The organism is Methylobacterium sp. 13MFTsu3.1M2, assembly GCF_900112625.1.
Taxonomy (GTDB): Bacteria; Pseudomonadota; Alphaproteobacteria; order Rhizobiales; family Beijerinckiaceae; genus Methylobacterium.
In genome coordinates this window covers 1-25,304 of the sequence record NZ_FOMM01000005.1, presented here as the reverse complement: position 1 = coordinate 25,304, position 25,304 = coordinate 1, and the positions used below count along the sequence as shown (strand labels likewise).

Annotated in this window: 20 protein-coding genes; 13 read left to right on the top strand and 7 right to left on the bottom strand. The window is 73.0% G+C overall.

Annotated elements, in window-relative coordinates; translation table 11 throughout:
- Positions 1-307: 307 nt before the first annotated feature.
- Entirely contained in the window at positions 308-715 is a 408-nt protein-coding gene (locus BM314_RS04785) for a hypothetical protein (RefSeq protein WP_020092348.1), read from the top strand.
- Positions 716-777: 62 nt separating this feature from the next.
- On the opposite strand, the gene BM314_RS04780 is transcribed toward BM314_RS04785, so the two are convergent.
- Complete coding sequence (locus BM314_RS04780; protein WP_091680219.1) at positions 778-2,622, bottom strand: cation:proton antiporter domain-containing protein; 1,845 nt, start codon at positions 2,620-2,622, stop codon at positions 778-780.
- Positions 2,623-2,932: 310 nt separating this feature from the next.
- Between BM314_RS04780 and BM314_RS04775 the strand changes: the two genes are divergently transcribed.
- The 7 genes from BM314_RS04775 to BM314_RS04745 all read left to right on the top strand — a co-directional run bounded on the left by BM314_RS04775 (position 2,933) and on the right by BM314_RS04745 (position 10,089).
- Positions 2,933-4,192, top strand: a complete 1,260-nt coding sequence (locus BM314_RS04775; protein WP_020092350.1) for a hypothetical protein — start codon at positions 2,933-2,935, stop codon at positions 4,190-4,192.
- Positions 4,189-4,830, top strand: coding sequence for a hypothetical protein (locus BM314_RS04770; RefSeq protein WP_020092351.1), 642 nt, complete (start codon positions 4,189-4,191; stop codon positions 4,828-4,830). The genes BM314_RS04775 and BM314_RS04770 overlap by 4 nt, the downstream gene beginning before the upstream one ends.
- A 233-nt stretch (positions 4,831-5,063) precedes the next feature.
- Entirely contained in the window at positions 5,064-5,915 is an 852-nt protein-coding gene (locus BM314_RS04765; RefSeq protein ID WP_091977174.1) for an AAA family ATPase, read from the top strand.
- Between the two features lie 64 nt (positions 5,916-5,979).
- The gene (locus tag BM314_RS04760; RefSeq protein WP_091977172.1) at positions 5,980-6,930 is read left to right on the top strand and encodes a 3-hydroxyacyl-CoA dehydrogenase family protein; all 951 of its coding nucleotides are present in this window, start codon (positions 5,980-5,982) and stop codon (positions 6,928-6,930) included.
- Positions 6,927-7,685, top strand: coding sequence for an SDR family NAD(P)-dependent oxidoreductase (locus BM314_RS04755; RefSeq protein WP_091977171.1), 759 nt, complete (start codon positions 6,927-6,929; stop codon positions 7,683-7,685). Before BM314_RS04760 ends, BM314_RS04755 begins: the two co-directional genes overlap by 4 nt.
- Positions 7,686-7,703: 18 nt before the next feature.
- Positions 7,704-8,591 (top strand): beta-keto acid cleavage family enzyme, encoded by an 888-nt coding sequence (locus BM314_RS04750; protein WP_091977169.1) that lies wholly within the window; start codon positions 7,704-7,706, stop codon positions 8,589-8,591.
- A gap of 268 nt (positions 8,592-8,859) precedes the next feature.
- A complete protein-coding gene (locus BM314_RS04745) occupies positions 8,860-10,089 on the top strand; it encodes an ABC transporter substrate-binding protein (RefSeq protein WP_091977168.1) in 1,230 nt (409 codons plus the stop codon).
- Positions 10,090-10,247: 158 nt separating this feature from the next.
- Here BM314_RS04745 and BM314_RS04740 read toward each other — a convergent pair whose 3' ends face one another.
- On the bottom strand, positions 10,248-11,117 hold the full coding sequence (locus tag BM314_RS04740; RefSeq protein ID WP_091977166.1) for an aldo/keto reductase family oxidoreductase: 870 nt from the start codon (positions 11,115-11,117) through the stop codon (positions 10,248-10,250).
- Between the two features lie 92 nt (positions 11,118-11,209).
- On the opposite strand from BM314_RS04740, the gene BM314_RS04735 reads away from it, so the two are divergent.
- On the top strand, positions 11,210-12,130 hold the full coding sequence (locus BM314_RS04735; RefSeq protein WP_091977164.1) for a LysR family transcriptional regulator: 921 nt from the start codon (positions 11,210-11,212) through the stop codon (positions 12,128-12,130).
- Here the strand turns inward: BM314_RS04735 and BM314_RS04730 are convergent.
- From BM314_RS04730 to BM314_RS04720, 3 genes are all read right to left on the bottom strand, one after another.
- Complete coding sequence (locus BM314_RS04730; protein WP_091977163.1) at positions 12,114-15,275, bottom strand: autotransporter domain-containing protein; 3,162 nt, start codon at positions 15,273-15,275, stop codon at positions 12,114-12,116. The two genes, BM314_RS04735 and BM314_RS04730, sit on opposite strands and share 17 nt — an antisense overlap.
- Before the next feature lie 411 nt (positions 15,276-15,686).
- Positions 15,687-17,465 carry a methanol/ethanol family PQQ-dependent dehydrogenase gene (locus tag BM314_RS04725; RefSeq protein ID WP_091977161.1) on the bottom strand — a complete coding sequence of 593 codons (1,779 nt, stop codon included), beginning with the start codon at positions 17,463-17,465 and terminating at the stop codon, positions 15,687-15,689.
- Positions 17,466-17,499: 34 nt separating this feature from the next.
- The gene (locus BM314_RS04720) at positions 17,500-18,096 is read right to left on the bottom strand and encodes an LOG family protein (protein WP_091977160.1); all 597 of its coding nucleotides are present in this window, start codon (positions 18,094-18,096) and stop codon (positions 17,500-17,502) included.
- 227 nt (positions 18,097-18,323) lie between these two features.
- Here BM314_RS04720 and BM314_RS04715 point away from each other — a divergent pair, with 227 nt between their 5' ends.
- Positions 18,324-19,820 (top strand): LysM peptidoglycan-binding domain-containing protein, encoded by a 1,497-nt coding sequence (locus BM314_RS04715; RefSeq protein WP_091977158.1) that lies wholly within the window; start codon positions 18,324-18,326, stop codon positions 19,818-19,820.
- Positions 19,821-19,830: 10 nt separating this feature from the next.
- Here BM314_RS04715 and BM314_RS04710 read toward each other — a convergent pair whose 3' ends face one another.
- Positions 19,831-21,165, bottom strand: a complete 1,335-nt coding sequence (locus BM314_RS04710) for an aminotransferase-like domain-containing protein (RefSeq protein WP_091977157.1) — start codon at positions 21,163-21,165, stop codon at positions 19,831-19,833.
- Between the two features lie 104 nt (positions 21,166-21,269).
- Between BM314_RS04710 and BM314_RS04705 the strand changes: the two genes are divergently transcribed.
- The 3 genes from BM314_RS04705 (at position 21,270) to BM314_RS04695 (ending at position 23,783) form a co-directional block, all read left to right on the top strand.
- Positions 21,270-21,464, top strand: a complete 195-nt coding sequence (locus BM314_RS04705) for a DUF1127 domain-containing protein (protein WP_020092364.1) — start codon at positions 21,270-21,272, stop codon at positions 21,462-21,464.
- Positions 21,465-21,551: 87 nt separating this feature from the next.
- On the top strand, positions 21,552-23,474 hold the full coding sequence (locus BM314_RS04700) for an ABCB family ABC transporter ATP-binding protein/permease (RefSeq protein WP_091977155.1): 1,923 nt from the start codon (positions 21,552-21,554) through the stop codon (positions 23,472-23,474).
- 72 nt (positions 23,475-23,546) lie between these two features.
- Positions 23,547-23,783, top strand: a complete 237-nt coding sequence (locus BM314_RS04695; RefSeq protein WP_020092366.1) for a DUF6894 family protein — start codon at positions 23,547-23,549, stop codon at positions 23,781-23,783.
- Positions 23,784-23,843: 60 nt separating this feature from the next.
- On the opposite strand, the gene BM314_RS04690 is transcribed toward BM314_RS04695, so the two are convergent.
- On the bottom strand, positions 23,844-24,749 hold the full coding sequence (locus BM314_RS04690) for an NAD(P)-dependent oxidoreductase (protein WP_056532754.1): 906 nt from the start codon (positions 24,747-24,749) through the stop codon (positions 23,844-23,846).
- Between the last annotated feature and the right edge of the window lie 555 nt (positions 24,750-25,304).

Here is a 25,304-nt window from a genome sequence, read left to right as displayed (position 1 = left end):
GGGTCAAGCCCGCGCGAATCGGTCGGCGCGCCGCCGAGCGTGGCAGGACTTTTCCGAAGGACTTCCGAGTCTTCGCCGATGGTCGACAAGATTCAGCCCCGTCGGCAGCGCCGATTCCGGCGCCCAAACGAGTCTCTCCGACCCGATGGGACTCATAACCTGGGCATAAGTCGTCGAATCTGTTGATATGTGACCGGACAAGCCTCGCCCAGTCACTCAATCGGTCATGGGAATCGCTCAACTCGGGACATCGAGTGTGTGCGGACGCGGCAGCGCGGCCGACACGGAGCTAGCGAGGAGACCTGCGATGGCGGTCATCCTGCGGAATCTGACGGAATTCAAGCGGTTTCTCGGGAAGCCGGGGGCGACGATTCAGCTGGTGCGCAACACCTTCATGGACCGCCAGCCGGAGGCGACCCGGGACGCCTACCGCGACAAGGGCATGTACGCCCCGCGGGCGGTGCAGGCCCTGTCGCGCAAGGCCGCGGTCTTCACCCTGCGGGGCTATCCCGGGACGGTCTGGCTCTACTGGGACAAGGGCGCCCGCGGCTGGCGCTTCTCCGGCGACACCGTGACGGTGCCCCTGGTCACCGGCCTCGGGCCGGCGGACGAGCTGGTCTACCGGTGCAGCTTCGCCGACGGGTTCGAGCCGGCGCCGCGCAGCCGCGCGGCGCGGCGGGCCAAGCACGAGGACGCGCACCCGGTCCTGATCTGAGCGGGGCCTCCGGGACCTCCGCTCGGATCTCCCGCCTCAGGCCGCCCCCTCAGGCCGCCCCCTCAGGCCTCCTGGCCGGCCGCCTCCTGGCGCTCGGGCTCCCGCTTGACCGGGGCCTTGCCGAGTGCCTTCCCGACGGTCCGGCGGGCCCGGAAGATCGGCTTCGACTCGCCCTCGCGCTTCTTCAGCAGGGCGCGGTACTCGTCCCGCCGCTCGTGGATCGACGCGATCACCAGCCCCATCGGCACGCCGACATCGACCAGCACGGCCTCCGACAGCTGCAGCGAGGCCTCGATCGTCTCCGGCACCGCGTCGTCGACGCCGAGCTCGTAGAGCGAGGAGGCGTGGCGGGCGTCGCGGGCCCGGGCCACGATGGTCAGGTCCGGCCGCTCGGCGCGGGCCGCCGCCACCGCCGCCTCGACGGCGCGGGGATTGTCGAGGGTGACGACCAGCGCCCGGGCCGTGGCGATGTCGCAGCGGCGCAGCATCTCGGTGTTGCCGCTGTCGCCGAAATAGACCGGCGCCCCGGCGCGGCGCTGCTCGGCCACCCGCGCGGCGTCGGAATCGAGGGCGATGTACGGGATCTTGTGCCGCTCCAGCATCTCGCCGACCTGCCGGCCGACGCGGCCGAACCCCGCGACGATCACCCGGTTCCCCACGCGCTCCGGCACCGGCTCCGCCTTGGCGGTGGCCTGGGCGCTGGCGGTCGCCCGCAGCTTGAGCCGGCGGCCGACGGCGGCGAGCGCCGGGATCATGATCATCGTGACCGTGGTCACCACGAGGGCCGCCGCGCCGACCTCCTCCGGCACCAGGCCGGTGGCCATGGCGCCGCCGATCAGCACGTAGGCGAACTCGCCGCCCGGACCGAGGAGGAGCGCCGTCTCCAGCGCCACCGGCCGGGGGATCTTCAGCACGGGGGCCGCCATCATCACCACGGCGGCCTTGATCAGGACCAGCGCCAGCGACAGGCCGATGATCGCCCCCGGCGTCGCCATCAGCTGCGCCGGGTCGAGGTTCATGCCCACCGAGACGAAGAACACGCCGAGCAGCAGGCCCTTGAACGGGTCGATCGTCGCCTCGATGGCCCGGCGGTACTCGGTTTCGGCCAGCAGCAGGCCGGCCACGAAGGCGCCGAGCGTCATCGACAGGCCGCTCGCCGCCGCGGTCAGCGCCGTGCCGACGATGACCAGCAGGCAGGCGGCCATGAACAGCTCGGTGGAGCGCGTGCGCGCCACGAGCTGGAACAGCGGGCGCAGGGCGAGGCGGCCCGCCACCACGATCAGGGCCAACGCGACGGCGGCTTGGCCCAGCGCCAGGGCGAGGGCCCAGCCCTTGTCGCCGCCGTCGTCGCGGCCGAGCACCGCGATCGCGAACAGGGCCGGGGCCACCGCCAGGTCCTGGAACAGCAGCACCGCGAAGCTCGTGCGCCCGGTCGGCGCGTTCAGCCGCTTCTGCTCGGCGAGGACCGGCAGGACCACCGCGGTCGATGACAGCGCGAGGCCGATGCCGACGATCACCGCGCCGGTGAGCGGCACGTTGAGCCCGTAGAGGATCGCCCCGAGGATCAGCGCGGAGCAGCCCACCTGCAGGGAGCCGAGGCCGAAGACCAGCCGGCGCAGCACCCGCAGGCGCTCCCACGACAGCTCGATCCCGATCATGAACATCAGGAAGATCACGCCGAACTCGGCGAGGTGCGAGATCTCGGCCCGGTTGCCGATGGTGAAGAGGTGCACGGAGGGATAGGTGTCGGCTAGCCGGCCGAGGCCGAAGGGTCCGAGCAGGGCCCCGGCGCCGATGAAGCCGAGCACCGGCGAGATCCGCAGGCGGTGGAACAGCGGCACCACGATGCCCGCTGTGACGAGAAACAGGATCGCTTCCTTGTAGGAGCCGGCGTGGACCTCTGGCATCGGCGGCGGATCGAACCTCGTCTCTCGGGGGTGGGGAGCGCCGCTCACGGCCGCGCGATCATGGGTCGGCGGCGCCCCCGGGGCAACCGGGTTCCGGCCGCGATCGACCCCGCGGATGTGCGTTCCGACACAAGCCGGATACAGGCGCGGGTGAGACATTTCGGTCACCGGCACGCGGGATGCGGACGGCATCCAAAGGAGGCATGCGGTGAAGGCGTGCAACGCGGCCCAAAATCGGCACAATGCGCGCATACACGCCTGAGTTAACCGGGGGTTAAGCTCGGCCGGGCTCGGCCCGGAACTGGACCGGATGGATGCGACGAGGCCGATGATCTCCATCAAATCGATATTTGCCGGTCCGGCAGCGCCCCCCAGCCGCGACCTCGAGCGCGAGAAGCGCGAGTGGAAGCTCGAGTCGGACCGCTGGCGGCACCAGCGCCACGTCGAGAAGGGCTACCGCATCAAGTGGGGCTACGTGGCGATCGCGTACCTCGTCGAGTTCATGGTGATCGGCGCCTCGCTCTGGGGCGCGTGGCTGTTCGCGGGCGTCTACAGCGACGGCGACTGGCACGCCTTCTACTTCATGCTGCTGGCGCCGCTGGTCTACGCCGCGGTCGAGCTGTGCCGCGTGCCGCTCGGCATCCTGGCCCGGACCCAGCGCTCCTACTTCGTGCGCGGCCTCGCCGTGCTGGGCATCATCTTCGCGGCGGGCGTGACCACCAAGTCGGTGTCGCAGCTCGGCGAGATGATGTTCCATCCCCGCCTGATGGAGGCGGCCCGGACCAAGACCGCCCTGAAGGACGCCCAGGCCGACCGCGCCACGATCGGCGACCGGATCAAGGCGGCCGACGAGCGCGTGGCGCAGTACACGGCCGAGCTCGACCAGATCGAGAAGCGCTCCGCCGACAACGCCCAGCAGCTCGCCGGCCTCCCGGCCCAGCGCTGCGAGCGGGTCTTCGGCACCAACAGCAAGGGCCGGAAGTACCAGAACCTGAAATGCGTGGCCGATCCCCGCGTCGCCGCCCTGTCGCAGGGCGTCGCCAAGGCGTCCGCCGACCGCGCCGGGATGATCAAGGACCTGGAGGAGGCCCGCAAGGCGCGCGCCGCCCTCGATCCGGGCGCCGCCGACCGGCGCGTGGCCGATGCCGAGCAGGGCTACCGGAACGCGGTCAACCGCTCGCAGCTCCACTCCTTCACCGCCATGGTCTACGGCGTCGACCCGATCGACGTGACCGAGAGCCAGGTCCACGCCTTCCTGCGGATCTTCGTGTTCCTGCCCGCGGTCTGCGCCGCCTTCGCGTCGACGATCCTGGCGCTCTGCGCGGTCTCGACCCGCCGGACCTTCATGGACGAGGACGATCTCGGCGCCGCCGTGAACCCGGAGGCGGCCCCCTACATGCTCGACGCGATCGCCGACGCCCTGCGCTCGCACCCCGAGCCGATCCTGCCGCGCGCCGCCAACGCGTCGGGCGCGGTGATCCCGATGAACCGGCCGGCCCAGGGCCAGCAGGCGCTGCCGAACCAGACCCATCCGGGCCCGACCCTCCCTGCCGCTGGAGCCGGCGCATGAACTACGTCGCGAGCGGGACCCCCGAGAACATCGCCCTCGCCCAGCAGGTGAATTCCCGCCTGCGGGCGGATTCGAGCTACGTCGCGGCCCGGGCCTTCCTGTTCCGGGCGCTGGGCTTCGGCGCCTTCGCGTGCCTCGCGGGCATCGGCGTCGGCGCGGCGGCCTACGGCTGGGCGACGCTGAACCAGTTCGACACCGCCGCCGAGAAGATCGCCGCCGCCATGCAGGCGGCGCTCTCGGACGTGACCCTGAAGACCAAGGGCGAGGTCACGCTCACCGACAACACCCTCAAGCTCGAGGGCCTGCCCAAGGCGCCGGCGACGCCGACGCCCACCAAGGCGCAGCTCGGCAACGACGCCGCCCCGGCCTCCAAGGCCGCGGTGAACACGACCTTCACGGTGTTCAAGCAGGTGCCCTACCTCGACGGGCAGATCGTGACCGGCTGGAACTTCAAGGACAGCGCCGAGCAGCCCTACCAGCAGTACTGCTACTTCTCCCGCCGCTCCAACGAGGCGAAGGGCCAGGTCGAGATCAAGATCGACCTCGCCATGGACGGCAAGACCCTGCCGCAGCCGCAGAAGTCGGACGTCAACCTCGAGATCCTCGCCCGGAACTGCGTCTGGCACGAGAAGGGCTGAGATCGCTCGCGGCGCCACCGTCCTTGCGAGCGAAGCGAAGCAATCCAGAGTAGCGCCACGCCTCCGGACGTCCCGCTGCTCTGGGTCACTTCCCTTCGCTCGTGATGACGGCGTGGACCGTTCGGTGGGCGCATCAGCCGGCACCGACTGGGACGGCCGGGAGGGCTCGGCGCTTGCGGCCCGGCGGCGCGGCGCGCTACCCCTTGGCCCGAGCCCCTCTCTCCGAGACCGCGATGCGCTTTTCCGGAACCGAGACCTACGTCGCGACCCCCGACCTCACCGCGGCGGTCAACGCCGCCGTGGTCCTGGAGCGGCCGCTCCTCGTGAAGGGCGAGCCCGGGACCGGCAAGACCGTGCTGGCCGAGGAGATCGCCAAGGGCTTGGGCGCGCCGCTGATCGTCTGGAACATCAAGTCGACCACCAAGGCGCAGCAGGGGCTCTACGAGTACGACGCGGTCTCGCGCCTGCGCGACTCCCAGCTCGGCGACCCCCGGGTCTCGGACATCTCCAACTACATCCGGCGCGGCAAGCTCTGGGAGGCGTTCACCGCGCCCGAGCGCCCGGTCCTGCTCATCGACGAGATCGACAAGGCCGATATCGAGTTCCCCAACGACCTGCTGACCGAACTCGACCGGATGGAGTTCCACGTCTACGAGACCGGCGAGACCGTGAAGGCCGGGCGCCGGCCGATCGTGATCATCACGTCGAACAACGAGAAGGAGCTGCCGGACGCGTTCCTGCGCCGCTGCTTCTTCCACTACATCAAGTTCCCCGATTCCGAGACGCTGCAGCGCATCGTCGACGTCCACTATCCGGGCATCAAGCACCGCCTCGTCGAGGAGGCCCTGCGGACCTTCCTGGCGATGCGCGAGGTCCCGGGCCTCAAGAAGAAGCCCTCGACCTCGGAGCTGCTCGACTGGCTGAAGCTCCTCGTCTCCGAGGACATCGCCCCCGAGACCCTGCGCGAGCAGGACGGCCGCAAGCTGATCCCGCCGCTGCACGGGGCGCTGCTGAAGAACGAGCAGGATGTCAGCCTGTTCGAGAAGCTGGCCTTCATGATGCGCCGGGACCAGCGCGGCGGCTGAGGCCGGACGGACGACCCGAGGATTCCCGCGAGAGGAACCCGGGGCAGGGACAGGAGCGTGCGGCATGGGCGAGATCGCGATCGTCGGCGGCGGCGTGATGGGGCACGGCATCGCCCTGGTGCTGGCGCTCGCCGGCCACGGCGTGCGGATCACCGACACGCGGCCCGAGACCCGGGCGCGGATCCCCGGCCTGATGGAATCCGCCCTCGCGACCCTGCGGGAGGCCGGCGCCGCCCCGGAGGGCTGGGATGCCGCGCGGCTGGCCCGGGCCGTCCGGGTCGAGGCGGCGCTCGACGCGGCGGTCTCGGGCGCCGGCCTCGTGATCGAAGCGATCACCGAGAACCCGGAGGCCAAGCGCGCGCTCTTCTCCGAGCTGGACCGGCTCTGCCCGGCCGACGCGATCCTCGCCAGCAACACCAGCTACCTCGACGTCTTCCCGCTGATCCCGGAGCGCCGGCAGGCGCGGGCGCTGATCCTGCACTGGTACACGCCGCCCTACATCGTCGACCTCGTCGACGTGGTGCCGGGGCCCGGCACGGACCCGGCGGTCGTCGCCGCCATGGCCGAGTTCGTGCGCGGCCTGGGCCAGGTCCCGATCGTGCTGAAGCGCTTCATCCCGGGCTACGTCGCCAACCGCATCCAGCAGGCGATCAGCGCCGAGGTGTTCCGGCTCCTCGACGAGGACGTCGCCGCGCCGCGGGACATCGACGACGCGATCGTCCACGGGCTCGCCCTGCGCATCCCGATCCTCGGCCACCTCGCCAAGGCGGACTTCACCGGCCTGGAGCTGACGCAGCGGGCGCTCGCCAACGGCAGCTACGTGCCGCCGCCCCCGCGCACCCGCTCCGAGACCCTCGACGCCCTCTGCGCCGCCGGCCGGACCGGGGTGATGGCCGGCAAGGGCTACTTCGACTGGGGCGGGCGGCCGCCGGAAGAGCTGTTCCGCGAGCGCGACCGCAAGCTCCTGGCGCTCAAGGCGGCGATGGCCGGGATCGGCCGGATGGAGGGATCATGATCGGAGCGGACCTGTCCGGACGGCGCGTCCTCGTCACCGGAGCCTCGTCGGGGATCGGGCTCGCGACCGTCGCGATCTTCGCCCGCAACGGCGCCACCGTGGCGCTGAACCACCTGCCGGACGATCTCCGCGGCCCCGAAGAGGCCGCCCGGCTCGCCGGAGCCGGATTCGCGGTGATCGCGCTGCCCGGCGACGTGTCGCGGGCGGGCGAGGCCGAGGCGATGGTTGCGGCCGGCATCGACCGGCTCGGTGGCCTCGACGTGCTCGTCAACAATGCCGGCACTTCGGGCACGACCACGCCCATCGCCTTCGAGGACCTCGACGCGATGACCGAGGATTTCTGGGCCACGATCCTGGCGACCAACCTGCTCGGGCCGTTCCGCTGCGCGAAGGCCGCGGCCGCGACCCTCAAGGCGAGCCGCGGCGCCATCGTCAACACCGCGTCGGTGGCCGGCCTCGGGCGGCGCGGCTCGTCGGTCGCCTACTCGGCGAGCAAGGCCGGGCTGATCAACCTCACCCGCAGCCTCGCCCGGGCCCTGGCGCCGGACGTGCGCGTCAACGCGGTGGCGCCCGGCCTCGTCGCCACGCCCTGGACCGAGCCCTGGTCGGAGGAGCGCAAGGCCTCGACCGTGGGGCGCACCATGCTCGGCCGCATGGCCCGCCCGGAGGACATCGCCGAGACGATCTTCTTCCTGGGCGCGGGCGCGGCCTACATCACGGGCGAGACCATCACGGTCGACGGCGGAGCGATCTGACGCGCGGGGAGCACACACATGGCGAGCACCACCGTCATCACCTGCGCCCTCACGGGCTCCTTCGACACGCCGCGGAAGAACCCGGCCGTGCCGGTGAGCCCGGAGGCGATCGCCCGGTCGGCCCTCGAGGCCGCCGCCGCCGGGGCGGCCGTGGTCCACATCCACGTCCGCGACCCCGAGACGGCCGCGCCGAGCATGGAGCTCGCCCATTACCGCGAGGTGGTGGAGCGGATCCGCGAGAAGAACGACGCCGTGATCCTCAACCTGACCACGGGGGCGGGAGGCCGGTTCGTGCCGGGCGACCCCGACCCGTCGGTCGCCGGCCCGGGCACGACCTTCGTGGGACCGGAGGCCCGCACCCGGCATGTCGGGGCGCTGCGGCCGGAGATCTGCACCCTCGACATCGCCACGATGAATTTCGGCGAGCACCTGTTCCTCAACACCCCCGGCCACCTGCGGGCGATGGCGGGCCACATCCGCGACGCGGGCGTGAAGCCCGAGATCGAGGTGTTCGATCTCGGCCAGATCGAGCTGGCCCGGCACCTGATCGCCGAGGGGCATCTGGCGCGCCCGCCGCTGTTCCAGATCTGCCTCGGCATCCCCTGGGGGGCGCCCGCGACGCCGGAGGCCCTCGTGGCGATGCGCGCCCGACTGCCGGAGGACGCGGTCTGGTCGGCCTTCGGCATCGGCCGGGAGGAGTTCCCGATCCTCGCGGTCGCCGCCGGCATGGGCGGCAACGTCCGCGTCGGGCTGGAGGACAACCTGTACCTGTCCCGGGGCACGCTCGCGCCGAGCAACGCCGCCCTGGTGGAGAAGGCGGTGAGCCTGCTGGCCCACATCGACCGCGAGCCGGCCACGCCCGATCAGGCGCGGGCGATTTTTGGACTGACGCCGCGGGGCGGTTGAGAGGCCGATCGCCGCCGCTCACCCGTCATCGCGCGCGCAGCGAAGCGACCCAGGGCAGCGCGACCTCGGCGAGCGTGGTGCTGCTGGATTGCTTCGCTCTGCTCGCAAAGACGGCGGTGCCGTCTCGGGCGGGGAGGGCTGCCCCTGACGGATCGCCGGCATCCTCACGCGCACCCGTTCCAGCCGCGGACCGCCACGGATACTCTGCCTTCGGAAGCAGCCCGAGCGGCGATCAACGCCGCCGGGTGGACACGACAGGGAGAGAGACATGACGCTCCGCCACCGCGCCGCGGCGCTGCTCGGGAGCTTGTGCGCGCTCGGCGCCGGCGCGGCGCTCGCGGCCGACCTCGTGCCGGTGAAGATCGGCGTGCTGAACGACCGCTCCGGCGTCTACTTCGACTCCACCGGCGAGGGCTCGGTGGTGGCCGCCCGCATGGCGGTCGAGGATTTCAAGCCGGAGGAACACGGGCTGAAGGTCGAGGTCGTCGCCGCCGACCACCAGAACAAGCCCGATGTCGGCGCCTCGATCACCCGGCAATGGTACGACCGCGACGGCGTCGACGCGGTGTTCGACGTGCCGACCTCCTCGGTGGCGCTCGCCATCGCGCAGATCACCAAGGAGAAGAACAAGGCGTTCATCAACTCGGGCGGCGGCACCGCCGACCTCACCGGCCCGGCCTGCACGCCCAACACCGTGCACTGGACCTACGACACCGCGGCGCTGGCCAACGGCACCGGCAAGGCCATCCTCAAGCGCGGCGGCAAGTCCTGGTACTTCATCACCGCCGACTACGCCTTCGGCCTCGCCCTGGAGCGCGACACCAAGGCGGTGGTGGAGAAGAACGGCGGCAAGGTCGTCGGCGGCGTGCGCACGCCGTTCCCGAACCCGGACTTCTCCTCGTTCCTGCTCCAGGCCCAGGCCTCGGGCGCGCAGGTGATCGGGCTCGCCGATGCCGGGCTCGACGCCGCCAACGCCATCAAGCAGGCGCACGAGTTCGGCATCCGCCAGGGCGGCCAGACCCTCGCCGCCCTGCTGATCGCCATCACCGACATCCACTCGCTGGGCCTGGACGTGGCGCAGGGCCTCGCCTTCACCGCCTCGTTCTACTGGGACCTCAACGACGGCACCCGGGCCTTCGCGGAGCGGTTCGAGAAGCGCATGCCCGGCAAGAAGCCGACCTCGTACCAGGCGGGCGTCTACGCCAGCACGCTGCACTACCTGAAGGCGGTGGCGGCCCTGCACTCGGCCAAGGACGGCGCCGCCGTGGTCGCCAAGATGAAGGAGATGCCGACCGACGACCCGCTGTTCGGCAAGGGCATGATCCGGCCGGACGGGCGCAAGATCCACCCGATGTACCTGTTCGAGGCCAAGGCGCCGTCCGAGTCGAAGGGCGCGTGGGATCTCTACAAGGTGCTGGAGACGATCCCGGCCGAGCAGGCCTTCCGCCCGATGAGCGAGGGCGGCTGCCCGATGGTGGCCGGCATGACGGCGAAGTAGGCCTCGGGTCGCTCCTTTCCGCACCGCCGTCCTTGCGAGCGGAGCGAAGCGAATTAGACGGCGCGACGCCGACCGTCGCCGCGCTGCCCTGGGTCACGTCGCTGCGCTCGTGATGACGGTGAGGGAGCTCCCAACCGAAGCGTCCGGACGGAAACCGTTCACGCCGCCCCGATCCGATCCAGCGCCGCCATCGCCTCATCCGGGAGCGCGAGCGTGGCCGCCGCGAGGTTCTCGCGGAGGTGGCCGAGGGACGACGTCCCCGGGATCAGCAGGATGTTGGGCGACCGGCGCAGCAGCCACGCCAGCGCCACCTGCATGGGCGTCGCGCCCAGCCCGGCCGCCACCGCCGACAGGGTGTCCGACTGCAGCGGGCTGAACCCGCCCAGCGGGAAGAACGGCACGTAGGCGATCCCGGCCTCCGCGAGGTCGTCGACGAAGGCGTCGTCGCCCCGATGGGCGAGATTGTACTGGTTCTGCACGCAGACGATGTCGGTGATCCGCCGCCCGTCCGCGACCTGCCGGGGCGTCGCGTTGCTCAGGCCGATCCGGCGGATCAGCCCCTGGCGTTGGAGATCCGCCAGCACCGTCAGCGGCGCCTCGATCGAGCCTTCCGCGGGGCCGTGGACGTCGAACATCAGGCGCAGGTTGACCACGTCGAGGGCGTCGACGCCGAGGTTGCGCAGGTTGTCGTGGACCGCCCGGGTGAGGTCCGCGGCCGAGAAGGCCGGGTTCCACGAGGCGTCGGCCCCGCGCCTGGCGCCGACCTTGGTGACGATCACGAGATCGTCCGGGTAGGGGTGCAGCGCCTCGCGGATGATCTGGTTGGTGACGTGCGGCCCGTAGAAGTCGCTGGTGTCGATGTGGTCGACGCCCGCCGACACGGCCGCGCGCAGCACCGCGACCGCTTCGGCGCGGTCCTTGGGCGGCCCGAACACGCCCGGCCCGGCGAGCTGCATGGCCCCGTAGCCCAGGCGCTTCACGGTGCGGTCGCCGAGTTGGAAGGTCTCGGCCTGCGCGAGATCGGTCATGGCAAATCTCCTGTTGGTGGCCCGGATGTAGACGCCCGTTTTTGCGTCGATAAGCCGTGACAATCGGCACGGCCTGTGCGGATTCCCGAACGATGTCCCAGGATCTCACGGACCTCGCCGCCTTCGTGACCGTGGCGCGGGCCGGCGGTTTTCGCGACGGCGCCCGGGCGAGCGGCGGGAGCGCGTCGAGCCTCAGCGAGGCGGTGCGCCGGCTGGAGGCGGGGCTCGGCGTGCGCCTCCTGAACCGCACCACCCGCAGCGTCGCGCCGACCGAGGCCGGAGCCCGCCTGCTGGAGCGGCTCGGCCCGGCGCTCGCCGAGGTGGAATCCGCCCTCGACGTGGTGAACGGGTTCCGCGACCGTCCCGCGGGCACGCTCCGGCTCAACGTGCCGCTGAGCGCTGCCCGGCTGGTGCTGCCGGCCCTCGTGCCGCCGTTCCTGGCGGCCTACCCGGAGATCCGCCTGGAAGTGGTGGTCGAGGACGGGTTCGTGGACGTGCTGGCGGCGGGCTGCGATGCCGGCATCCGCTACGACGAGCGGCTGGAGCAGGACATGATCGCCGTGCCGATCGGCCCGCGGCGGCAGCGCTTCGCCACCGCGGCGGCGCCCGCCTATCTCGAGAAGCGCGGCCGGCCGGACCATCCGCGGGATCTCCTGGGCCATGCCTGCCTGCTCGGGCGCTTCCCCAGCGGCGCGCTGACGGCGCCGTGGGAGTTCGAGCGCGACGGCGACATCGTCCGGGTGGACCCGTCCGGCCCGCTGATCGTGCGGGTCGCCGCCAGCGACCTCGCGGTCGAGGCGGCGGTCGCCGGCACCGGGATCGTCCACCTGTTCGAGGACTGGCTGCGGCCGCAGCTCGCGAGCGGCGCCCTGGTGCCGGTGCTGGAGCCCTGGTGGCAGGTCTTCTCCGGCCCGTTCCTCTACTATCCCGGCCGGCGGCACCTGCCGGCGCCCCTGCGCGCCTTCGTGGACTTCGTCGGCGCGCAGGCGTCGCGCGCTAGAACCGCAGGGTGAAGCGGCCCGTCACGGCCTGGTCCTGGGCGCGGGCGCCGGTCTGACCCGTGTAGGCCACGCCCAGGCTCGCGTCCGGCGCCACCGCCAGGTCCAGGCCCACCTGCGCCACCAGCGCGTCCCGGGCGATCGGAACCCCCGCGCTCAGGAAGGCCGGGCCGCCCGCCCCGAAGGCCAGCAGAGCCGTCGGCACGACGTCGCCGAACGCGCGCCGGTAGCCGACGAGACCCCGCAGCGTCACCGGCAGGCCGAGCCCCAGGTCCAGGCGCGCCTGCGCCCGCATGCCCACCGTCGCCGCGCCGAGGTCGTAGTCCCGCGCGAAGCTCGCCAGCGCCGCCGCGCCCCCGGCCTCCGCGAAGGCGCCGCGCCGGATGCCGACATAGGCCCCGCCCGCGAACGGCTCGACGAAGCGCGCCGCCGGCGTGCCCAGCGCGATCCTCCAGCCGATCTCGCCGAAGCCCTGCACCGTGGAGCCGCCGCCGTGGCCGCTCAGCGTGTCGGACAGGCCGTACAGCACCGCCCGGCGGGTGCGCGCGTCCGTGTCGGCGTAGAGCGCGCCGAGCCGCAGCGACAGCGGGCCGAGCTCGTAGCCGCCGTACAGGCCGCCGAACCCGCTCCTGAGCGTCGCGCTCTCCGCCCGGCTCGCGCCGCCCGCCCGGCCGGCGCTGTCGAGGAAGGCCTCCGTGTAGCCACCGACCGCGCCGAAGCGCAGCCCGCTGGGGAGCCGCACGTCCGCGCCGGCCGCGAAGCCGGCGATCTGCCGGTCGAGGTCGAACGCGTTGCCGCCGCCATCGGCCGTGCCGAAGGCGCCGAAGCCCTGGCCCCAGAGCCCGAACACCTGCGGGTCGAGGGTGCGCACCGGCACGGTCGCCACCACCGCAGCCCGGCCGGGCAGGTCGGCCGCGTCGGCGGCCGGCAGGGCGCCGGCGTCGAGCCCGGCACCGGGATCGCCCCAGCGCAGGCGGTCGAGCACCGCCTCGCGCACGAAGAAGGCGGTCTCGTAGGCGGTGGACACGGTGCCGGCGTGGATGTCGCCGGCCAGCGCCCGGAAGCCGCTGCCGGCCTCGTTGGCCGTGAAGGCGACCGCCGCGTCGTAGAGCCGGCCGGCGCCCATCGCCTGGATCGCGTTGGCGGCGGCCGCGCCGTTGCGCGAGGTGGCGCTGGCGGCGAAGGGCACGTCGTTGCGGGTGAGCGTCAGGTCGACCGCGTCGGTCCGGTAGCGCAGGCCTGGGGTGAGGAAGGCGAGGTTCGCGGTCACGCCGGCGAACCGGCCGGAGACGCCGCCGGCGGCGGAGAGGATCGTGTAGGTGGTGCGCGGGTTGTAGGCGCCGGAGGCGGCGCGCACCTGGACGGTGCCGCCCGACAGGGTGGCGGTGCCGGTGGCGGCGATCCGGTCGGCCCGGCCGGCGGCGTCGGCCTCGACCCGGTAGGTCGAGCCCGGCGCGAAGCCGACGTTGCCGGCGACCGTGAGCGTGCCGATGGAATTGCCCGGCGCCACCGTGGCGCCCGCGAGCGCGACGATCCCGCCCAGCGTGCCCGAGCCGCCGAGCTCGGCCCCCGGCAGCACCGACACGACCGAGTGGGCGAGGCCGCCGTTCACGACGAGCCGACCGGCCTGCACCGCGGTGGCGCCCGTCAGCGTGCTGAGCCCGGTGAGCGTGAGGGTGCCCGCCCCGGTCTTGGTGAGGGTCCCGGAGCCCGAGACGGCGTTGGCCAGCGTCCCGTCGGTCGATTGATCCACGACGAGCGCCGCGTCGTCGACGATGGCGCCCGTGCCGAAGGCGCCGGCATGGCCGACGAGCGTCCCGCCGCCGATCGTCGTGCCGCCCGCGTAGGTGTTGGCGCCGGTCAGGACCAGCGTCCCGCTGCCGAGCTTCGCGAGGCCGCCCGCGCCGCCGATGTCGTTGCGCCAGACGTCGTAGGCGGAGAAGCCGCCCCGGGCCGCGTCCATCGTGACGGTGACCGTGCCGCTGAAGGCGCCGTAGCCGTCGGCGGCGGCGAACAGGTTGATGCGGTCGTAGCCCAGCCCGTTGTCGAGGAAGCCGCCGGAGGGCAGCTCCGTGGTCGCGATCACGTCGCGGCGCTGCGCCGCCGTGAGGTAGGGAAAGCGGGTCGCGAGCAGCGCCTCGGCACCCGCCGGGACCACCGGCGGACGGTCCGTGGGCCCGACCGGCGGCAGGCCGTAGGTCAGGCGCGCCGTGTAGGCGGCCTTGTTGCGCGCGTAGTCGGAGAACCGGTCGGTGGCCGGATCCACGGGCGCGTGGGCGCACTGCTCCAGCGGGCCGCCGCAGGCCTGGCTCAAGTAGCTCTGCGCCTGCGCGAAGGCCTCGCCCAGCAGGGCCGCGTTCGCCGGGTCGTTGAGCGCCCGGATGGCGAAGTAGGTCGCCAGCACGCGCCCGCCGATCACGTCGGTGGGCGAGTGCATGCCCGCCTCGATCCGGTTGTCGCCGAGCTCGCTCGCGCGGGTGAGCAGTTCCTGGAACCGCTGCGGGACCGCGTAGGCCAGGGCCAGGGCCGACAGGTAGGCGGCGTTGGTGTGGCCGCTCGGGAAGCCGCCATCCGTCGCGGGGGTCGGGCTCTTCTCCGGCCCAAGGGAGGGCGGCACGACGAGGCCGAGGCTCTGGCCGTCCAGGCTCTGCCGCCAGGGGCGCGGATAGCTGTAGGCGTCCTTGGCCGGGCCGGTGGAGGCGTTGGTCCGGAACGCGTTGACCAGCTGCACGACCTTCCCGAGGGGCGACGTCGTCACGCCGGCACCGGTCCCCTGGTCGACGTACTGCACGCGCGACGTGGTCGCGTCGAAGGCCGGGATCGTGGTGGTCGCCCCCGATCCCGCCAGATAGGCCTGGGTCAGCGGCCCGAGGCCGTCGATGACGCTGTAGCTCTGGTTGCGGCGGTCGTCGTAATAGGCGGCGATCTCCTGCGCGCCGGTCCGCTCCCGCGCCCGCTCGGCGACGATCTGGATGTTGCGCAGCAGGAGGGGCGCCCCGAGCGCCGTGGGCGATCCGGTGTCGTAGGTCCGTCCGGGGATCCAGATCCGCCGGAAACCCGACAGGATGTCGACGCCGTTGCCGGCCGTCTGCGCCTGGGCGCCCGGACCGAGCAGCACGACCGCCAGCGCGGCGAGTGAGACCCCATATCCTCGTTTCATGACGCGCTCCCCGACACCGCCCCGTCCGGCCGGTCGCGCGCCCCATATCCAAGATCATCGACGGCAGATCGTCATAGTTCGTTCAAAATCGGACGCATTTTCGATTCGTATCCTCTGAGCAACACTCTGTGAGGCGGCTTATTTCTTATAGCTATATTTGAGAAATTAGAATTTTTACTTTTGAATTTGCCCGAACAGCACTTCTGACCGGTCATCGATCGCCGTGAGCGGCGCGGCCGCATCTGGATAGGCCCGCCCGAGGCCGGCCACCGGCGCCGGTGACGGGGTCATGCGGGACAGGAGAGGCGGCCCGGGATGCGTCCAGCCAGACCCGGCGCGGGAGCGCCCCGGAAGGTCAGGGAGATGCCGTGCGAATCGCCCGGCGGCGCGTGCGGACGCCGCCGGAGCGGCTCACTGCGGCAGTTCGAACACCGTGAGCTGCCCGCCCGGCGCCGTGTACTGCGACAGGGCCGCGTAGCCCCCCACCGCCCCCGAACCGTCCGCGGGGTCGGTCAGCCCGGCCGCCAGGCCGATCCCGGCCCAGCCGCCGACCCCGGACAGCACCGCGACGTACTGCTTGCCGCCGTGCAGGTAGGTGGTGACGTTGCCGACGATCCCGGACGGGGTCTTGAACCGGTACAGCTCGTGCCCGTCCCGCGCGTCGACGGCCTTCAGGTAGCCCTCCAGCGTGCCGTAGAAGACCACGTTGCCCGCCGTGGCGAGCGCCCCCGACCAGACCGAGAACGGCTCCGGGATCGTCCAGGCGATCCGGCCCTTCGCGCCGTCCCAGGCGATGAACGCCCCGGTCCGGTCCGAGCCCTCGGGCGGGTGCAGGGTGAGCGTCGCGCCGACATAGGGCTGGCCGGGCGTGTAGGTGACCCGGAACGCCTCGTAATCCATGCACATGTGGTTGGTCGGCACGTAGAACAGCCGCGTCTTGGCGGAGTAGGCGGCCGGCTGCTGGTTCTTGGCACCGAGCGCCCCGGGACAGATATTTTTGGTTGCTTCGTCCTCGTCGGCCTCGCCGGGGGCGTAGCGCTTGTCGACCACCGGCTTTCCGTAATCGGGCGCGGCGGGATCCACGCTGATCCGGCTGGCCCAGTTCACCGTGGGGTCGAACTTCTCCGCCACCAGCAGCGCGCCGGTGGCCCGGTCCAGCGTGTAGCCGAAGCCGTTGCGGTCGAAATGAGTCAGCACCTTCCGGGCGCGGCCGTCGATCACCTGCTCGGTGAGGATCATCTCGTTGACGCCGTCGTAGTCCCACTGGTCGTGGGGGGTCATCTGGTAGACCCAGCGGGCGATGCCCGTATCGGCGTCGCGGGCGATGATCGCCTGCGCCCATCGGTTGTCGCCCGGGCGCTGGTTCGGATTCCAGGTCGAGGGATTGCCGGTGCCGTAATAGACGAGATTCAGGTCCGGATCGTAGGAGAACCAGCCCCAGCTGCAGGCACCGCCGGTCCGCCACTGGTCGCCCTCCCAGCTGTTGAGCGAGGAATCGCGGCCGACCGGGCGCCCGAGCTCGGTCGTCGTCTCCGGATCGACCAACATGTCGGCGTCCGGCCCGGTGGCGTAGGCGCGCCAGAGCCGCCGGCCCGTCGCCTGGTCGTAGGCCGTGACGTGGCAGCGCGCGCCGTACTCGCCGCCCGCGAGCCCGACGATGAGCTTGCCGCGCACCGGCAGGACCGTGGCGGTGTTGGTCTCGCCCCGGCCCGGGTCGCCGTTCCTCACCGACCACAGCACCCGGCCGGTCTCGGGGTCGAGCGCCACCACGGTGGTGTCGGCCTGCTGGAGGAACAACCGCCCGTCCGCGTAGGCGAGCCCCCGGGAGACCGTGTCGCAGCACATCACGGCGATGACGCTCGCGTCCTGCCGCGGCGCGTAGCGCCACAGGATCCTCCCGCCCCGGTCGAGGTCGAGGGCGTAGACCACGTTGGGGAACGGCGTGTGCACGAACATCAGGTGTCCGACCACGATCGGCGCACCCTCGTGGCCGCGCAGGACGCCGGTGGAGAAGGTCCAGGCGACCTTCAGGCGCCCGACATTGCCGGCGTCGATCTGGTCGAGGGCCGAGTAGCGGGTGTTGGCGTAGTCCAGGGTCTGCAGGACCGGCGACGGGCCGGCCGCCGCCGCGGAGGCGAGGCCGGCGAGCGGCAGGGCCGCGAGCAGTGAAGCACGCATCGACGCACGCATCCTCGTGATCCTCATCGCCGCGCGGCGCGCGCACCTACATGCGCTGCTGGACGATGCTCTCGGCCTGGGGGTCCGGCTCGTGGCCGGCCGCGCGGAGCATCGGCACCACCTCGGCCGCGTCGCGCGCGACGAGGTAGCTCAGGTCGAGGCCCTCGCGGATGAAGCCGTGGCCGCGCATGTGCTCGAACAGGGCCAGCAGCGGCGCCCAGAACTCCGCCACCGAGACCAGCACCACCGGCTTCCGGTGGCGCCCGAGCTGCGCCCAGGTCAGCTGCTCGACCAGCTCCTCCAGGGTGCCGATGCCGCCCGGCAGGGTCACGAACGCGTCCGAGCGCTCGAACATCAGGCGCTTGCGGGTGTGCATGTCGGAGACCACCACGGTCTCCTGAATGTCCGCCAGCATGTGCTCGCGCGCCTGGAGGAAGTCCGGGATGATGCCGGTGACGTGGCCGCCGGCGGCGAGCGCCGCCCGCGCGACCGTGCCCATCAGCCCGACGTCGCCGCCGCCGTAGACGAGGCCCATCCCGGCCTGCGCGACCGCGGTCCCGAGGGTCTCGGCGGCCTCGCGGAAGGCCGGGTCGCGGCCGAAGCCGGAGCCGCAATAGACACAGACTGTCCTCACCGGAGCCATCCGGCGTCCTCCTCGCGCGTCCGTTGCGAGCCGTCCAGATCGCGCCCCGCGCCCAGCACTCCACGTGCCAAACTGCTGAATTCGCGTGGGATTCACCCGCCTGGGCGGCAGGACGGCTTGGTGTGGGGACCATGTACGGTATTATGGGCGGCGCCGTCGACGGCTTTTCGCGCGGGCGGACGGCCGCCCGCCGGGCGGCGGCAGGATGAGGGGAGGCCTTCGTGGCGATGTCGAGACAGGTGCGGCGCAGTCTCGCCCTGGCGCTGGCCGGCCTTCTCGGCGGACTGGGACTCGTGCTGGCGCTGTTCGGCGGCGACTCCCTGCGGCGGCTCACCGGGCGCGGTGGTCCCGAGCCGTCCGCGTCGTCGGCGCCGAGCGGCAGCCTGCGCAGCCTCGCCGATCCGGGCGCCCTGGCCGGCCGCGCCGACCCGACGATCGACTTCCGCGACGACAAGCCGGGCCGGGCGAGCCCGGCGCCGGGGGAGGGCCCCGTGGCGGCGCTCCCGCAGCCCCCCCGCGCCGGCACCCCCGGGGCGCCGCAGGCCGGCACCGCCGGGGCGCAGCAGGCCGGTCCGGGCCAGGACGCGCGCCTGCCGGATGCGGCCGAGGCGCCGCGCTTCGACATCGTCCGCGTCGAGCCGAACGGCGACGCCGTGGTGGCCGGCCGCGGCGCGCCGGACGCCGCGATCGAGATGCTGGTCGACGGCAAGCCCATGGCCCGGGCGAAGGCCGATTCCAACGGTCAGTTCGCGATCGTGCCGCCGGCCCTGCCGACGGGCGCCAGCACGCTCCGCCTGCGCATGACCGGCGCGGACGGGCGCGCGACCGAGTCGCAGCAGAGCGTCGCGGTGGACGTGGCCCCTGGCCGGGACCGCCAGCCCCTCGTGGCCCTGACCGCCCCGGACGCCGCGACCGTCGTGCTGTCGCAGCCCGGCGCGCCGGGCGCGACGGCCGACGCGAAGGGCGGCGCCAGATCCTCCGGTCCGGCTTCCGAGCCGGGTACCCGGGACGCCGACGCGGCGCGGGCCGGCCGTCCGGCCGGGGGCGGGGAGACCCGCGAGGCCGCGGCGTCCGGGCCGGGACCGACCCGGATCGCCAGCGTGGACGTGCAGGGGAACGGCCGCCTGTTCGTCACGGCCACCGGCACGCCGGGGGCGCGGATCCAGCTCTACCTCAACGACACGATGATCGCCCCGGGCAGCATCGGGCCGGACGGCCGGGCGACCTTCACGATCGGGCGCGGGATCAAGCCCGGGCAGTATCAGGTGCGGATCGACCAGGTCGATCCGGCCACCGGCAAGGTCGCCAGCCGCGCCGCGGTCCCCCTGTCGGTGCCGGAGCCGACGCAGGTCGCCGCCCGGGAGACCGCCGAGTCCGGACCGTCGCCCGCCCAGAGCGGCGCGCGGGATCGCGCCGGCCCCGATCAGGCCGCGCGCGACGGTGCCGACCGGGACCGGCCGGCCGCGGCCTCGCCGCCGGCCGCCGTCTCGAACCCCCAGGTGGCCGACATGGCGGAGCCGGACCGGGTCGGCGCGGTGTTCGTGCCGGAGATCAGCACCGCCCGGATCACCCGCGGCGACAACCTCTGGCGGATCAGCCAGCGCACCTATGGCCGGGGCGAGCGCTACACGGTGATCTACGACGCCAACCAGAACCAGATCCGCGATCCGGACCTGATCTACCCGGGCCAGATCTTCGTGCTGCCCACCGACAAGCGCGGCTGAGCGGCGGCGCCTACTCCACCACCTGGTCGTCGCCCGCGAAGGCCAGCCGGCGCAGGCCGCGCAGCGCCCGGTCGAGTTCCTCCCGCGACGGCGAGGCCAGGGCGAGGCGCACCGCGTTCGGCGCGTGGCCGGGATGGACCGCGAAGGACGAGGCCGGCAGGAGGGCGATGCCCTGGCGCAGGGCCGCGGCCGCGTAGGCCTCGGCCCGCCACGTCTCGGGCAGTTCCAGCCAGAGGTGGTAGGCCTGCGGATCGCCCACGACCCGCAGGTCGGCGAGCGCGGCCCGGGCGAGGGCCTGCCGGGCCGCGGCGTCCCGGCGCTTGGCCTCGGCCAGCGCCGCCGCCGAGCCTCCCGCCATCCAGTGCATGCCGGCCGCGAGCGACAGGCCGAGCACCGTCCAGGCGCCCTGGCGGACGGAGGCGGCGAGCCGGTCGGTGAGGGCAGGCGGCGCGGCGATCAGGCCGACGGTCAGCGCCGGCATCACCCGCTTCGACAGGCTGTCCACGAAGATCACCCGGTCCGGCGCGAGGCCGGCGAGCGGCGGCGCCTCGGCGAGGAAGCTGTAGACCGCGTCCTCGATGGCGGTGAGCCCGGTCCGATCCAGCACCTCCGCCAGGGCGGCCCGGCGCGCCGGCCCCATCGTGGCGCCGAGGGGGTTGTGCAGGGTCGGCTGGAGATAGACGCCGCTCAGCGGGGTCGCGCGGTGGGCCTGGAGCAGCGCCTCGGGGCAGACGCCCTCCGCGTCCATGGCGAGCGGGATCAGCGTGATCCCGAGCCGCGCCGCGATGCCCTTCACCCCGGGATAGGTCAGGGGCTCGCAGCCGATCCGCTCGCCGGGCGCCGCCAGGGCCGCCAGGGCGGCGGCCAGCGCCTGCCGGCCGTTGCCGGTGAACAGGATGTCGGCGGGATCGGGGGCGTAGCCCGCCCGCGCCAGGAACCCGGCGGCGATCGCCTGCGCCGAGGGCGTGCCCGCGGGCCCGTACTGGGTGAAGCCGATCTGGCCGTCGTCGCGGGCGAGCGCCGCCAGGGTCTCGGCCAGGACCGCCTCCTGCTCGGGCAGGCGCGAGTGGGTCCGCTGCAGGTCGAGGGCGGCCGGGGGCGGCTCCGGGCGGAGCAACCCGGCGCGCCCCGGCTCGCTGCGGACGTAGGTCCCGCGCCCGACCTCGCCGGTCACCAGCCCCCGGCGGACCAGCTCGGCGTAGACCCGGCTCGCCGTCGAGACCGCGATGCCCCGCGCGTAGGCGAAGTCGCGCTGCGGCGGCAGCCGCGCGCCGGGGCGCAGCCGGCCCGCCGCGATGTCGGCCGCGATCGCGTCGGCGACGGTGCGGTAATCCGCGGGGCGCATAATTGCTCCGAGGTCAATGTTTCGATTGATCCGAGATTTGTATCGGATCAATGCTCCGCCAGCAATCCCGGCCGGACTGCCTTCCCGCCACCGGATCGTCTGCGATGCAAGCCGTCACCCTGTCCTCCTCGCCCGCCGTCACGCGTCCGACCGCGCGCCCGTCCCTGCTCCGCACGTGGCTGCAGCGGATCCGCACCCGCCGCGCCCTGGCGGCGCTCCACCCCGACCAGGCCCGGGACGCCGGCCTCGAGCCCTGGGACCTGCGCGCCGAGGTCGCGAAGCCGTTCTGGCGGGCGTGAGGCGGGGGCCTGCACGCAGCGCGGGTGCTCCGGCGCGGCAGCGGGCCTATATGCGGGGCCAGGACATCCCGCCCCGCAGAACCCTTCATGACCGACAACACCGCGCCCGCGGCCGGGACGCCGATCCCGGCCGAGCGCCCCGGCCTGATCGCCACCTACCGGCGGCTCTGGCCGCATCTCTGGCCCCACGGCCGGCCCGACCTGCAGCGCCGGGTCTTCCTGGCCTTCGGCCTGCTGCTCGCCGCCAAGCTGGTGACCATGGTGACTCCGTTCACCTTCAAGTGGATCACCGACGCGCTGGTCGCGGCGGTCGGCGGCAAGGACGAGGCCGTGCCCACCGGCCTCCTCGCCGCGCCGATGCTGCTGATCGCCCTCTACGGCCTCTCGCGGATCGCCATGTCGGCGCTGACGCAGGTGCGCGACGGGCTGTTCGCCAAGGTGGCGATGCACGCGGTGCGGCGGCTGGCGCTCCAGACCTTCGAGCACATGCACCGCCTGTCCCTGCGCTTCCACCTGGAGCGCAAGACCGGCGGCCTGACCCGGGTGCTGGAGCGCGGCCGCGCCGGCATCGAGGAGCTGTCGCGCCTGATGGTGCTGACCCTGGTGCCGACCATCGTCGAGTTCGTGCTGGTGCTCGGCGTGCTGGCCTACGAGTTCAACTGGACCTACGCGCTGACCGCGTTCCTGACGGTCGCGGCCTACCTGGCCTTCACCTACAAGGCGACCGAGTGGCGGATCGCGATCCGCCGCCGGATGAACGCCTCCGACACCGACGCCAACACCAAGGCGGTCGACTCGCTGCTCAACTACGAGACGGTGAAGTATTTCGGCGCGGAAGCCCGGGAGGCCGGCCGCTACGACGAGTCGATGGCCAAGTACGAGAAGGCCTCGACGCAGACCTACGTGTCGCTGGCGGTGCTCAATGCCGGGCAGGCGGTGATCTTCACGCTCGGCATGACCGTGGTGATGTGGCTCGCGGCGCGCGACATCCTGGCCGGGCGCACGACGATCGGCGGCTTCGTGCTCGCCAACACCATGCTGGTGCAGCTCGCGATGCCGCTCAACTTCATGGGCATGATCTACCGCGAGATCAAACAGGCGCTGATCGACATCGACGACATGTTCCGCATCCTCGGGCAGAACCCCGAGATCGCCGACCGGCCGGGCGCCGCCCCGCTGGCCGTGGCGGGCGGCACGGTGCGGTTCGAGGACGTGCGCTTCGCCTACAATCCCGAGCGGCCGATCCTGCGCGGCGTCACCTTCGAGATCCCGGCGGGCCAGACCGTGGCGGTGGTGGGGCCCTCGGGCGCCGGCAAGTCGACGCTCTCGCGCCTGCTGTTCCGGTTCTACGAGCCGCAAGGGGGCCGGATCAGCGTCGACGGGCAGGACATCGCCGCGGTGACGCAGGCGTCGCTCCGGGCGGCGATCGGCATGGTCCCGCAGGACACGGTGCTGTTCAATGACACGATCGGCTACAACATCCGCTACGGCCGGGCCGACGCCACCGACGCGGAGCTGCGGGAGGCGGCCCGCCTCGCCCAGATCGACCGCTTCGTCTCGGGGCTGCCGGAGGGCTACGACACACCGGTGGGCGAGCGCGGCCTGAAGCTCTCGGGCGGCGAGAAGCAGCGGGTCGCCATCGCCCGCACGATCCTCAAGGCGCCGCCGATCCTGGTCCTCGACGAGGCGACCTCGGCGCTCGACTCCTTCACGGAGGCCGAGATCCAGGCGGCGCTCGACCGAGTCAGCCGCGGCCGGACCACCCTGGTGATCGCTCACCGGCTGTCGACGGTGGTCAACGCCGACGCGATCCTGGTCCTCGACCACGGCCGCATCGTCGAGCGCGGCACCCACGCCGCGTTGCTGGAGGCCGGGGGCGTCTACGCGGCGCTCTGGGACCGCCAGCGGGAGGCCGACGCCGCCCTGGAGGTGCTTCAGCGCGCCGACGAGCCGGTGCTCCCGTCCCGGACGGGCCACGCCGCCGTGCCGGAGACCGAGGCCGCGGAGTGACCGAAAGGCCACACGCGGTCCGCGCAACGCGGCCGGGACGCAACCGGAGGCGGTAAGCGCGGTTCTGCGGTTATGCCGCACTTCTACCTGCACATCCGGGACGGTCAGTGGCTGGTCGAGGATCTCGACGGCGCCGACCTGCCCGACCTCGACGCCGCCCGCACCGAGGCCGAGCGCTCCGCCCGGGCGCTCTTGGAGATCCAGCGGGTCGACGGCGCGGTGCTGGCCGGGCAGGTCTTCGAGATCGCCGACGCGTCGGGGCAGGTCCTGGCGGTCGTGCCGCTGAGGGACGTGCTCGAGCTGCCGTAAGATCCAGGGCGCGGGCGGGTCGGTCGGGATCGACCGCCCGATGGCCGCTACGGCCGGCCCCTACGGCCGCGACCGCACACGGACCCCGAGCAGGTCCTCGAACGGCAGCACCATGGCGCCCTTGTCCCGGTCGCCGTGGCCCTGGCGCAGGGCGGTCTGGTAGGTGGCGGTGGCGGCCGCCGTGACCGGCATCGGGAAGCCGTTCTCCGCCGCGACCGCCGCGGCGGCGACGAGGTCCTTGTAGGCCGCCCCCATCGGGTAGCCCTCGTCGAACTGGCCCCGGAGGATCCGCGGCACGAAGTACTGCGCCGCGTAGCTCCGGCTCGTGCCCGTCGTGACCACCTGGGCGACCTGATCCGGGTCGAGCCCCATGGCGACGGCCATCGGCAGCACCTCGGCCAGCGCCGCGATGTTGATGTCGTAGAGCACGTTGTTGATCGTCTTGGTGAGCTGGCCGGACCCGGCCGGACCCATGTGCAGGATTGTCGTGCCGATCCGCTCCAGGAGCGGGCGCACCCGCGCGACCGCCCCGGCCGCGCCGCCGCACATCACGGTGAGCGTCCCGGCCTCGGCGCCGGCCGGCGCGCCGGAGACGGGCGCGTCGACGAAGGCGCGCCCGGTCGCCGCCACGGCGCGGCCGACCGTGAGGGCCTTGGCGTGCGCGATGGTGCTGAGGTCGACCACGACCGCCCCCGGGGCGAGGCGCTCCGCCAGGGCGCCGTCCCCGAGGAGGGCCGCCTCGACGGCGTCGCCGTTCGGCAGGCACAGGAACAGCACGTCGGCGCCGGCGGCCTGCCCGGGATCGGTGGTGGCGACGAGGCCCGGCGCGGCGAGGCCGGCGAGGCGCGCCGGGTCGGTGTCGATCGCGACGAGCGTCTCGGCGTCGGAGCCCCGCTTGGCCGCGAGGTTGCGGGCGATGGGGTGCCCCATCGCGCCGAGGCCGAGGAGGGCGAGGCGCGCGGCCATGCGGGTGTCCTTGTTCCGAGTGTCCGGGCGCCCCCTGTCCGTGCGGGGGAGGCGCCGCGCCAGCATGTCGCCGGACGGGGCCGTCTTCCAGCCCCGGCCCTGGAATTGCGGCCGATGGTTTCTCGGCACCGACGTCCTTGCGAGCGGAGCGAAGCAATCCAGCAGCGCGACCTTGCCGATGTTGCGCCGCCCTGGGTCGCTTCGCTGCGCTCGCGATGACGGGGAGGCGCGTCGACCGCGCTGCGCCGCTCAGTTTCCCTTGACAATGTTCCTATTTTGTGCTTCCTGACCGCACCTGTCCGCGGCGGCCCGGGAGCGATCCCGGGCCGTCCTTCGGGGGCCCGCCCGGTGGCTGACCGTGCGGGTCCGGGGACGGGGCGGCGCCCGCGTCGGTGGCTCTCAGCCGCCATCGCCCCGGGCGACGGACCGGTGCGGGGCGTGCCTCGGACGCGGGCGTGAGACCGGGCGGCACTCTGCCCGGCGGGGTGAGGAAATGCCCCCGCGCCGACCCGCCTCTGGGCCGACCCTGAGCGACCTGCGGACCCGCCCACTACG